Annotated in this window: 10 protein-coding genes; 3 read left to right on the top strand and 7 right to left on the bottom strand. The window is 38.5% G+C overall.

Translation table 11 applies throughout. From position 1 onward, the window contains the following. Positions 1-149 precede the first annotated feature (149 nt). The 6 genes from ACLRYO_RS00150 to ACLRYO_RS00125 form a co-directional block, all read right to left on the bottom strand. The gene (locus ACLRYO_RS00150; protein WP_413084605.1) at positions 150-5,171 is read right to left on the bottom strand and encodes a TonB-dependent receptor domain-containing protein; all 5,022 of its coding nucleotides are present in this window, start codon (positions 5,169-5,171) and stop codon (positions 150-152) included. A gap of 232 nt (positions 5,172-5,403) precedes the next feature. Then, positions 5,404-6,294: a helix-turn-helix transcriptional regulator gene (locus tag ACLRYO_RS00145; protein WP_278468312.1), complete on the bottom strand. Its 891-nt coding sequence runs from the start codon at positions 6,292-6,294 to the stop codon at positions 5,404-5,406. A 260-nt stretch (positions 6,295-6,554) separates the two neighbouring features. Then, positions 6,555-6,950, bottom strand: coding sequence for a YbaN family protein (locus ACLRYO_RS00140; protein ID WP_278468314.1), 396 nt, complete (start codon positions 6,948-6,950; stop codon positions 6,555-6,557). Further along, a complete protein-coding gene (locus ACLRYO_RS00135) occupies positions 6,950-8,317 on the bottom strand; it encodes a PTS ascorbate transporter subunit IIC (RefSeq protein WP_105086714.1) in 1,368 nt (455 codons plus the stop codon). The genes ACLRYO_RS00140 and ACLRYO_RS00135 overlap by 1 nt, the downstream gene beginning before the upstream one ends. A gap of 29 nt (positions 8,318-8,346) precedes the next feature. Next, complete coding sequence (locus ACLRYO_RS00130; protein WP_004696686.1) at positions 8,347-8,622, bottom strand: PTS sugar transporter subunit IIB; 276 nt, start codon at positions 8,620-8,622, stop codon at positions 8,347-8,349. 21 nt (positions 8,623-8,643) lie between these two features. After that, complete coding sequence (locus ACLRYO_RS00125) at positions 8,644-9,099, bottom strand: PTS sugar transporter subunit IIA (protein WP_004696688.1); 456 nt, start codon at positions 9,097-9,099, stop codon at positions 8,644-8,646. 252 nt (positions 9,100-9,351) lie between these two features. Between ACLRYO_RS00125 and ACLRYO_RS00120 the strand changes: the two genes are divergently transcribed. The 3 genes from ACLRYO_RS00120 to ACLRYO_RS00110 are packed head-to-tail and all read left to right on the top strand — an operon-like array spanning position 9,352 to position 12,158. Continuing rightward, positions 9,352-10,359 carry a FecCD family ABC transporter permease gene (locus tag ACLRYO_RS00120; RefSeq protein WP_278468318.1) on the top strand — a complete coding sequence of 336 codons (1,008 nt, stop codon included), beginning with the start codon at positions 9,352-9,354 and terminating at the stop codon, positions 10,357-10,359. A gap of 26 nt (positions 10,360-10,385) precedes the next feature. Continuing rightward, the gene (locus tag ACLRYO_RS00115) at positions 10,386-11,132 is read left to right on the top strand and encodes an ABC transporter ATP-binding protein (RefSeq protein WP_021148436.1); all 747 of its coding nucleotides are present in this window, start codon (positions 10,386-10,388) and stop codon (positions 11,130-11,132) included. 21 nt (positions 11,133-11,153) lie between these two features. Beyond that, positions 11,154-12,158, top strand: a complete 1,005-nt coding sequence (locus ACLRYO_RS00110; RefSeq protein WP_101928799.1) for an ABC transporter substrate-binding protein — start codon at positions 11,154-11,156, stop codon at positions 12,156-12,158. Between the two features lie 230 nt (positions 12,159-12,388). Here ACLRYO_RS00110 and ACLRYO_RS00105 read toward each other — a convergent pair whose 3' ends face one another. Next, positions 12,389-12,562 (bottom strand): hypothetical protein, encoded by a 174-nt coding sequence (locus ACLRYO_RS00105; RefSeq protein WP_004697552.1) that lies wholly within the window; start codon positions 12,560-12,562, stop codon positions 12,389-12,391. Positions 12,563-12,865 lie beyond the last annotated feature (303 nt).

Raw genomic sequence — 12,865 nt, 5'->3', positions numbered from 1 at the left:
TATCTCCCACACAAAAATTAAAAAGATACACTTCACCAACATTAATGACATTGAATATCATTCACATTTTAATGTTAGCAAAGTGTATCTTGCATATCTACTCCGAATAGACCAAAAATATACGTTTCGGACAAATCGGATATAAATTTTTAGAATTTATACGTCATTTGGAAACGAGTATAATTCCCAAGTTTAAAGTTTTCAGATCCATATAAGGTATCTCGTTTATTGATCCCTTTTGCATCAAATGTATAGAATGCTTGTAAAAGAAGATCTTTAGTTGGCACATAGCCACCACCAAAGGTAAAGCTCTTAATACCATCTAAGTAACGGTCAGGAACAGCCTCTGTACCATTGCCACCAAAGAAGGAACCATGGGCAAAGTATTTATAGTCTACATAGGCATTCCAAGAACCAGGTTTATTCATATCGGCACGACCAACATCAAAGCGCAATGCCCAGAAATGAGGTACACCACCTACGTCACGGCCCTTGATATCGAATTGAGAGGATCCAGCCTTATGGTCATAATGAGTATTGCCATTCATGAAGCGACCAAAGTCACTACGGTTTTGTCCATAGTCGAAGGAAACACTTACATTATGATTTAATTGATACTTAGCTCCAACACCGAAAATATTAGCCATATTGTTGAATTCATGCGCTTCTGTAGCATTACCATTCGCCGTATAGAAGCGATAGTCACTACCGCCAAAGGAGCGCAAGTACCATGCAGCTAAGCCAAGTCGAGGTGTTACCATATGTTTAACTTGAACATAGGCAGCCTTTTCAATTGGTGGAATTGTATCCCGCTCCAATACGACACCTATTGAAGGAATAACAGCACCTGTATATTTTCCTAACGCCTCTCTCGGCAAACGACTGTTGCCGTCCGCTTTTTCAAGCATTCGAGCCAAGCTATTAAAGTACGAAGCTATCATAGAAGGATAATAGGCACTTCCTTTTACGTTAATAAGACCGGATGTGCCGGAGTCGTTAATATCAACGACATTTGCCTTATAAATAGACTCGTCCAGCCCGTCAAAGGCATTATCTTCAAATTTCATCGTATATGGATTATTACCGAAACTATAGGTTGCTATATCTTTCGCCTTGGCACGATACGCCTCTACGATAGCCGCCTTATTCTGATTATACCAATTTGAAATAAACGGTTTTCCGCCATTAGCAAGAACAAAGGTATCACTCAACTTCATTTCAAACAATGGGTTTTTCTTATCAAGCCCAATCGTTCCCGGTGCTATTTTCTGAGTGAAAGTACGTTCATCTTCATACCATTGTTCATCATCTTCATCATAGTATCGCGATTTATAAGAATACGTTACCGACACATCTGGCATCTTAATCGATACAGTCTGTTTAGCCGCATCCGCACCATAAGCTTTCACCGCGATTTCCTGCATCCGGCGCAACACATCAAACTGCGCAGCTCGCAAAGGTTCCCTTTCTTTCGCCACACGAGCTTCCACATCCGGCAATGATGCTTCCAACTTTGCCAGCTCCGCTTTTAATGGAGCCAATTGATCCGCGGACATGCCGTCAATAAATTCTTTAGACCAGATATCGGAAGTCATATCATCGATTTTTTTCTTTAATGTACCTACCTCCGCATCTAAAGCGCCTTCCTTATCGCGCAAGGCTTTTAATTGCTGGTAGAAATTAATAGTATTCCCTGCATTTGGTACGATGAGTTCCTTATTAGCACCGTCCGAATCCATAGTAACACCTAAGAATTCCTCTACCGTTGGAACCCGTTTAAAATGCGTATAAATAGCATGAGTATAAGCACTATCGCTAATTCCCGTACTATGTTTAAAGGTCCCCACACCGATACGGACTTGAGTATTCTTATTCGTCCAAACACTACGAAGACCGTCATATTCCTTATTAAACCAATAACCTGTAACCCCCATGGATTCCGTGATACGTCCAATACTATAATCCCACTTGGATTCATGATGAGTTACATCCAATTCATCGAGTCTCTGATGATTAAACCCTTTAGACCCCTCTGTTTCATGACCACTGTCCACACCGCTCTGTCCGGAAGCACTGCCTACAACACGTATATTCGTATTATCGTTAATGCGAGCATCGACACCGACACGTATACGTTGATTCAAGCCGTGTTCCTTCCGATCCGCCAGATTCTTTGCCGCCTCGTCGGATACGTAACTAGTAGTCGTCACCCGCGTAGCAGGACGATCGGATCCAAGATGACTGTCATTACGTACACGATAGTCACCTACCAATTCCGTACCTCGTTTTCTGTCTGTATCGAAAGGACGCGTAATAAAATCATGCAGCATAACCGGAGGTAACGATTCAAACTGCTCCTTCGTAAGTTTCGTTTTACTTTCACCTGAACCGAAACCGAATTTCATATTTAATCCAATACGATATACTCGAGCCGATAGAGCCCGATCATCATCACGATGGTTAAAGAGATTATCAATACCGAAATAGATTCGTGAATCCTTATCAATCTTCTTTTGAATCATCAAATTCCATATGCCGTAAGTTTTATGTTCATACATATCGGCGGTTCTTCTATTATTCAAATTATATCTGATAACGGAACGATCGGAATTATTAGGATCAATATAAGATACCATATAATTACCGCCGCCAGACAAGGAGTTACTATCCAGCATATGAATATAATAATCGCCCCACAGGCTACCGCTCCATCCACTGGCCTTATCCTCAAAATCCACACCGATATCCACTTTATGACGCGGTTTATCCAGTAATTCACGAGGCATATCTTTATCGCTCTTATTAAGCGCTCGTAAATACGTATATCCCAAACGGGCTTTCCAGTGCTTATTCAAAGTCTGTTTCACTTCAAATTGAAGACCTGTGATTTGGGCCTTGCCAATATTACGGAAACTGTAAATCATATCCGGCGCATGCGCAAATTTCGCCGCTCCATATGTGGTAGATTCATCATATTGAGGATAAAAATCCATCAAATATCCCGTATTGTAAATCGACATATAATTCCGAATATTATTGTGGAATACGGTTACTTTACCATAGGTATTTTTATTTTCCCCTTCCAAAGAAAGGTCGAAATTCATGGATTTCTCTGGTTTAAGGTTCGGATTTCCGACCCAATACCAACCTAATCGGGCTTCACCTCCACCGATTGTGGCATTTGTAATATTCGGGCCATACATTTCCCAGTTATAATACAGCTCGCCCATACCGGGTTCCGTATAGCTGGTACCCACATTAGCCTTTAATCTGCGGTGTACATTTCCATGTACATTGTGCGTCATGCCGAAATTAAACGACCAATTGGAGCCAAATAAATCACTATGATCCAGTCTTATAATTGGTGATAAAGTAGTATTTTTATTAACCTGCCACGTATCCTGAATAAAGAAATTCTGTTTCTTGATCTCCGCACGTCCTGCGGTCTGTTGATTAACGCGTTTTAAATACTCTTCTTTAAAATAAGCTCCGTTTAATTTCAACTTCGTAGAATCAAAATCCGGTACGGCGCCATAGTAAAAGCTCGGTAAATAGGCATCATAAAGTGCAGGATAATACTTACCGTTCTCATCTTTTCGGCCTTCCTTATTAAAATGATAGTCTTCAATAAATTCTTTATTCTCCGCTAACAAACGTTTAGCAAACTGCTGATATCGCGCATAAGCTTCAGGATTCCGTTTTTTCAGCGTACGCTCCGTCACAGGGCCATCCACAAGCCCCATTACGGCCGCCGAATCAATTCCCGCCTGGGGATCCAAATATTGAAGATATTCTTCGTAAGTAAATTCCGGCAATGTATTTGGCTTACTTTTATCCCCGTTATACCATTCTTTCTCCTTATTCCACTGCTCTACACCAGCGTCGTTTTTTCTGAAAGAATGGTCATAAATTGTGGATGAAGGAACACCGTTTTTTACAGCTAGACTTTTATCGTAATCCCAGGGATCGATATGCCGTTTATAGGTATGAGGCGCATTTTTAAGTCTGCTACCTTCGCCTGTCTCCCGTATAAACCCAATACCATAAGACAAGAGATGTTTCTTATTGACTTGTGTGTCTGCCCCGAGTGTTACGCTCCATTGACGATGATCTACATTATCCACATAGTTTAATGTATTTTTCCCTTCATAGGTACTGTTCCCATAGTCACTGGTTAATGTTACATCATCTTCTTTGGTCCGCGTATAATTCAGTTCCGCTTTCCAAGAACTCTTATTGTCCTGACCAGTATATGTCAAATTAAGATTATTCCTGTCTAAATCCCGTTTGTAATGAACCTGAGGTTCCAAATAAGAAGTACTGCGCTTTACATACCGTTCTAAGTCCTCATTATACCGATCGATGCGAATTCCCAAAGACTGCTTATCATTAATATCATACGTAGCGGCCAAACCTATATTAGAATTTGTACCGTAATACCGTAGGGAATTCTTTAAAAAACCGTGGTCTTCATCATTGGTCATAGCGCTGATACGACGCTGCTCGCTGGCATAAATAGGCATAATGTCACGTTTACTACCGTGAATATTAACTTTTAACTTACCTAATGAGCCAGAATCAGCGCGCATAAAGAAATTGGAAAACGGTACGATATCACCGTCGCCTTTAGTTCTACGACCTTCCGCATTAAACTGAAGGCCAGCGGTCTTACGCGGTTTATTGGTAATAACATTAATAACACCACCGATGGCATCGGATCCGTATTTAGCACTAGCCGCACCTTGGATAATTTCTATGCGTTCCACATTTTCTGTACCGAGACGTTGTAATTCATCACCAGCACCTTGATATTTGGCAAGGTCGCCCATCACAGGCTGTCCATCCACAAGAATCAAGGTATGACGAGGATCCGCTCCACGGATAGATACGCCGACGCGCCCCATCGAATCGACGGTTCTAGATACGCCAGTTTCGGAAAACACAATATCTTCTACGGATTTTGCCTGCTTTTTGACAATATCCTTCTTCGTGATAATCGTCGTCTGCTGAGACTCTTGTTTTGCCTGCTCTTCAGCCCATGTACCGCGAACATGAACCACATCGGTTGTTACAGTCGCATTGTCCGCCATAACCACCGGCATTTGCAACCAGCACGCTACTGCACAGGATAGTATGACATATCTCCTTGCCCGCACCCAACTCCTATTCATTAAATTTCCTCCACACATATATTTAACTATGCATATAAAAATACACTTTACCACTACAACCAAATGACATTGAAAATCATTTACAGGTTTAATAGTAGCAAAGTGTATTATACATATCTACTCCGAATAGACCAAAAATATACGTTTAGGACAATATTTAATTTTCATAGACTATCAAACCTAGCCTAAAGCACAAAAATTTTTAGCTAGGATAATATAAGGTCCAAATTATTTAGACCTTACGATAGGCACTTGGCGTTACACCAGTAGCCTCTTTGAATGCACTAGTAAACTTACTACCATTCTCATACCCTACCGCATTAGCGATTTCTAAAATAGACTGATCTGAGTCTTGAAGCAATCGCTTTGCCGCATTAATACGACATTCTTTTAAATACTGATGTATAGTTGTACCAAATACACCTTTAAAGCAACGTTTCAGGGTAGATGTAGGAATATCAAACTGTTCAGACAAGGAGTCAATAGTAATACGCTTCATAAACTGTGTCGATACATATTCACTTACAGCTTTTACAATATCTACCTGTTGCTTTCTATAGGTACTTCTCTTTTCAGGATTGGCTGTAGAGATAACAGATAATAATAAAAAGATTTCAATCACTTTTAATTTAAAATAGTGCTCTTTTATTTGATCTGGCACATTATATAAACTGGAAAAAATATGACGAACAGTTTCCGTTTCTTCCATCATCATACCAAAATCAGAATGCTCACAAAACCGATTGGCCAGCTCAGTCAAATCAATTCGAGAATCACTAACAAGTGCATCTAATACGGGTTGAGCTTTCTCAACATCCACTAATAATACAATTCCTTTAAATAATTTTGTAGGAAAGTAATTTTCGTGTTGATAATCAGATCGTATATGCCAACCTAACGACATATCCCCTGGCCCCATATATAAATACTCACCAGATGAAAACTTGCACTCTATGCGCCCCTCTTCACAGTGATTTATAGCAAACGTCTTGGTATGTGATTTAGCATAAAATTGAATCGTCTCTTGTTTCACATCTAGGAACATTAGCTCGATACCGTCAAATACCGTATGCCTTGACATAGATGTTCCAGCATGTGAAACCGCATGATTATGTGGATTCATACTATCACCATATACACAAATACTATAAACATAAATTTTAATAATATTATATTATAGTATACTTATTGATAGTCATTGTCAAATTTAAAATAGTAATAATTCATTTTAGATTCAAAAATATGAGTTAGCTCATTTTAGTAATATAAAGCAATTACCATCATCGCTAGGAATTATGCTAAGTTACTATAAAATAAGCCTCATGAATTAAACTAGAAGAATTTAATTCATGAGGCTATATTCAGAACTAAGGATATAAGTTTCTATTTTTTTGTTTTAATAATAAAAGCTAATGCTATGACATGAGCTACCCATATAATGCCCATAACCATTAGAGCAATAGGCATATCTTGACTAAAATAGGCACCAATTGTCATTATGGCACTAACGGATACGAGAATGGACAACTTTGCCCGCAATGTCAACGCTTTATCGCGTTCATAAGCAGCAACAGTCTTTTGATATAAACTAGACGCCAAAAACATTTTATGGAGTCGTTCAGATCCACGAGCCAAACAAAATAACGTTAGCATATAAAAAGGAACTGTTGGCAATAGTGGTAGTACGATACCTGCTGTACCAAGGGCAAAACTTATGGCCCCAATAGTCAGGAATACATATCGAACAACTACATTACGATGTTGCTCAGTTATTTTCATTAATCCTCTTCTACGTAGTTAATAACTTTACCCTTTGTTTTAATAAAGTTAGGAACAATGAGTACTAAAGCGGCAATAGCTACAATGCCATAAATACCTGCCATACCTACCCATTCATAAGCATTACCTAATACTAGACCCATTACGGCAAAGTCCGCATCACCAAAGGTTGTATTTTGGAAGCCTAATTGACCAAGAACAGGAAGCGCCAAAGCTGGCAAGAATGTAATAGCCAAACCATTTAGGAAAGCACCTACCGCTGCGCCACGACGACCACCAGTAGCATTGCCATAAATACCTGCTGTAGCACCACAGAAGAAGTGTGGCACAAGACCAGGAATGATTAATACGCCACCTACAGCACCAAGGATAAGCATACCGATGATACCACCGATGAAAGAACTAAGGAAGCCTAATACAACCGCAGTTGGAGCATAGGTGAAGAATACGGCACAGTCTACAGCTGGAATTGCATTAGGAATAATTTTTGTAGCAATCCCTTGGAATGCAGGAATCAAATCACCTAAGATCATACGCACACCTGAGTATACGATTGTTACACCAACAGCAAAATTCATAGCACTCATAACAGCGTATAAATATGGGCTCATATCACCTGATAAAGTAGCGACAAATTCGGAACCTGCTGCAAATGCCGCAATTAGGTAAAATACGATCATAGTTAATGCTGTAGATAATGTTGAGTCTCGTAAGAAACCCCATTTTTCTGGTATTTCAATATCTTCTGTGCTATCTTCAGCTTTCCCAACATATTTAGCAACACAAGCCGATAAATAGTAGCCTAAACTACCGAAATGACCAATGGCAATTTCATCACCATCTGTCACTTTGGATGTATAACTTTGACCAATAGCTGGAGAAATGGCAGACCAAGCTCCCATTAAGAAACCACCTACAAGTATGAGTTCCATACCAGATAAACCTGCTGTACCAAGTACGGCAGACATAAGGCATGCCATAAATAAGCTGTGATGACCTGTTAAGAACACATACTTAAACTTGGTGAAACGTGCAATACATAAGTTCATCAATAAGCCTACAACAAGAATAGACATTGTTTCAACGCCAAGTACCTTTTGTGCAACAGCTACGATAGCTTCATTATTTGGCACTACACCAGTAATATGAAATCCATGTTCAATCATTTTCCCCAATGGGTCAAGATTGCTAACGATAACACCCGCACCTGCAGCTAACATTAAATACCCAAGAATAGGTTTTAATGTGCCCGTCATTATTTTATGAAACGGACGTTTCAAAGCGATCAGGCCTATACATGACATAATACCAATCAAAAGTGCTGGTTGAGACAGCACATCACGCAAGAACTCTAATACCATTTCCATGGCACTACCTCCTATATAATTGTTACATATTATTGAGCAGCTTGTTTTAATGCTTCAAGAACATCTTCTGTAATCTTCTTTTTATTAATATAGCTACGAACAATAGCAACATTTTTATCGTCAAATTGTTCAGCCAACTCTTTCACAGTTACAATGAGGTCTGCCTTACGACCTTGAGCCGCGTTAAAATCGATAGATTCAACTTGTGCATCGATACCATTTTCAGCACAAATTTCTTCAATTTTCATTTTTAACATCAAGCTAGAACCAATACCATTACCACATACAGTTAATACAGAAATCATACTTGCCTCCTTCTAAACGTATTATTGCTCGTCTAAATGCTCTGCCAGGAATGCTTGAACATCATCGATACTTTCAAAGTCAACGGCCGCATCTAAGAATTCTTCATCCTCAAATAAAGTGGCAATATCTGTTAACAATTGAATATGCTCATCTTTGTTGGGAGCACATAAAAATAATGCGACAGATACAGGGTCATTATCAGGACTGCCAAAATTCAATGGTTTTTCCAATGTCACCAAAGCCGTTCCTACACGCTTTGCACCATGTTCTGGGCGAGCATGTGGCATAGCAAGACCTGGAGCCAATACGATATATGGGCCCATTTCGCGAACTACTTCAACCATAGCCTCTGTATAAGATGGATCCGTAAAACCCGCATCAACCATCAGTTGACCACCATGACGAATAACATCCTCCCACGTCTCAGCGGGATAATGAAAGGATACATTATCCTCAGATAATAAATCTTGTATCAAACTAACACCTCCTAAACGTACTTCTGTACATATAATTCTATTATAGCTATTATAATAAATTTTTCATATATCAAAATAACAATGAACTTATAAAAATGAATAAAGCTAACATAAGATTTTGCTATTTATAATTTAATAAACCCTTATACGTATAATACCTATACAGGTATTAATATTGTATATATATTGAAAATTCTCTATACTTAGATAAGACTTAAACTACCTAAATAAAAAATAGAATAAGGAGATTTTATGCAGACTTCGGTAAAAGTATTTGTACTCTGTCTAATCCTCTGTATTTCATTAGTAACAGCTTTACAGTTTGGCGCTAAATTCATTTCTCTAGACCAAATTATTTCAGCACTTATGTCTATGATTGATGCAAATACTACAGCATCTATGACTGATACGATTATTACAGATATCCGCTTACCACGACTTATTTACTCTGTTCTAACAGGTATAGGTCTATCACTTGTAGGTCTATTAATGCAAACTGTCACACGCAATGCCCTCGCAGATCCCTATGTATTAGGTGTTTCTTCTGGCGCAAGCACAGGTGCCGTTTTCGCTATTATCATGGGTGGCCTACCATTCTTAGGCCAGTACAATACGCCTATTTTTGCGGCCCTAGGCGCAGCACTTTCAATTATATTAGTCCTCTTATGTGTTGGTAAAAGCAACAGCCCCGTAAAACTTATCCTCATAGGTATGGGTATGACTGGTGTATTCTCAGCCTTAACAATGATGATTATTTACGGAGCCAAACACGAAGCTCAAGTGCGAAGTGCCATGTTTTGGCTACTTGGCAGCTTTGCGGGCATACAATGGGGTGATTTACCATTAACAGCAATCATCGTAATCTTATTTATGCTATATATCTATATGTTCAATCAAGACCTTGATGTGTTGCTACTCGGTAATCATGAAGCAGCACAAATGGGCCTTTCCGTTAAGCAGTTACAATTAAGCATCGTTATCATATCCTCTGTTGTGATCGCCACACTAGTATCAAAGGTTGGTGTAGTTGGCTTTATCGGCCTTATCATCCCTCACCTTGCTCGGATTATAGGCGGACCTAAACATAAACATACATTACTATTTAGTGCACTCATAGGTAGCATCGTTATGATCTGGTCAGACGTATTATCGAGAGCACTCTACAGTCCAGAAGAAATCCCTATTGGTGTGCTTACATCTTTATTGGGGGCTCCACTCTTCATTTGGATTATCATGAATCGTTATAAACACAATGGTTAGTGTATATCATATCTATAGGAGATACTATGTATCAAATTAATCAGCTGTCTTTTTCTTATGAAACCAAAGAAGTGTTAAAGAATATTTCTGTAACATTTCCTACCAATAAAATAACAGCCATAATTGGACCAAATGGATGTGGTAAGTCTACGCTACTTAGCCATCTATATCGACTTCATCCATCAAAAAACAAAATCACATTAAACGAAAAACCTTTAGAGTCTTATAAAGGTCGCGAGTTTGCTCAATTGGTAGCAGTCTTAACACAATCTAGAGACGCTATGATCGATGATTTTCTCGTAAAAGATATCGTTCTCATGGGCCGGTATCCGTACAAACAACACTTTGGCACCTATAGTTCTGAGGATGTTAAAATTGCAGAGCATTATATGAATGAAGTAGGCATCACCCATTTATCAAATGAAGAAATTCATCATTTATCAGGTGGTGAGAAGCAACGCGTATTCATTGCTAAAGCCTTAACCCAGAAACCTCAAATACTTCTTTTAGATGAACCTACTAATCATTTAGATATGAAGTACAAAGTGGCGCTAATGGAACAATTACGGGCTTTTAAAGGCACTACGATTGTAGTCCTTCACGACTTGAATCTAGCGGCTCAATATTGCGATCATATAGTCATCATGAATAACGGAACTATCCTAAAAGAAGGTTCCCCTACCGAAGTGCTCACACCTGAAATTCTTGAACCAATTTTTGAAGTTCCTTTCAAAACCTCTTGGGATGAAGGGCGCTATCATTTATATTATTAATTAGTAAAGAAAGGACTTACTATGTTTCAGAATTTAAGAAAGTCAAAAAAATTATTATTAATCGCAATGACATGTGCTACATTCGCTATTGCTGGTTGTGGTTCTGATACTACAAAAACTACAGGTGATAACGGGACCTCTGTAACATGGAGTGAAACATTTGACGGTACAAAAACAGACTTTGCCGTAAAATCTGCCCCAACTCATGCAGTGTCCATGTCCCAAGCAACAACGGAAATGATGTTACAATTAGGCCTTGAAGACAAAATGGCTGGGACGGCTTTCAAAGAAGAAGAAATCTACCCACCTTTACAAGCGGCTTACGACAAAGTAAAAGTATTATCTGATAAATGGCCTTCCTATGAAGTATTCATGTCCGTAAAGCCTGACTTTGCTACGGGATGGCCTGATTCTTTCAGCAAACGAGCCATTCCTGCAGATAAAATGATTTCCCAAAAGGTTAATATTTGGATCCCTGAATCCATGTTATCTACTAAGGCTGACCTAGAAACCAACTTCAGCGACATGATTAAATTGGGTGAGATTTTCGGCGTAAAACCTAAAGCTGAAGAATGGGTTTCAGGTCAACGTAAAACATTGGCAGCTATCCAGGATAAACTAAAAGACTTACCTCGTAAACGCATTTTCATTTATGACTCTGAAGACGGTCAACCATTCACAGCATTCGAGGGTTATACTACTAACATCTTAAAACTTATCGGTGCTGATAATGTAATGAGCGGCTTAGGCGTTGATAAAACATGGGCTAAAGGTTCTTGGGAAACAGTAATTGCACAAAACCCTGACTACATTATTATCGCCGACTATGGTAATTCTATTCGCAACGATGATGATTTCCAACAAAAAATTGAAAAGATCAAGGCTAATCCTCAACTTCAAGACATCACAGCTGTAAAAGAAGGTCACTTCATTCGTGTAAAACTTTCCGAAATCACACCTGGGGTACGTACAGTTGATGCTTTAAAACGTTTAGCTGAAGAAATTCACGGCATCAAAGTAGACTAATTTAATATAACAAGATATAGAGTAATATGTAATATGTTTTGTATATTATATATAACGAAGAAGGTCCCAATTCAAATGAATTGGGACCTTTTCGTACTACTTGTATTGCACACAGCATATTGTTTAGAGAGTAAAGATGTGTTGTAGTTGAAAGATTTAGAAATAATGAATTATTGTAAAATAGATTTAAAATGTATTAAATTGTATATGCTGTGACAATGCCTGATTATTTATACTTCTCGACTATATTGTTGCCTATATCGTTTATCATTATTTGCCTTAATAGCCATGATCAATGGCTTTAGCGAAAGAAACTCTTCATCACTGAGTCGAAAGGTTCTACCAATACGTTTAATAGGATTACGTGGGCGCCCGGCACCGCGTCTAGATCCACCCCATGCCATATACATACCTCACTTTTCACTTGAAAAACTCCTTCTACCGATAGTATAACCTCGTATACATAAGTATGCAATAGCCATTCACTTTAAACAACCTCTTAACAGCCTATAAATTAGTAATAAACTTCATTTATTAGTAAAATGCATAATCAACAAAACACATATTTATAAGTATTTTTCCCTATTCAACTTGAATTGTAACATTAATGTTGCCAAATATAGATAAATCTCTTTTATAGAATATAGTATTTACAAACCAGTTTATTTCTATATTTTTAGACTATTTAGATACTATCACGTACACAT

The sequence above is a fragment of the Veillonella parvula genome, assembly GCF_047241225.1.
Classification (GTDB): Bacteria; Bacillota; Negativicutes; order Veillonellales; family Veillonellaceae; genus Veillonella; species Veillonella parvula_O.
Note: the sequence above shows the minus strand (reverse complement) of the source record. Positions and strands in the feature narration are given on the sequence as shown.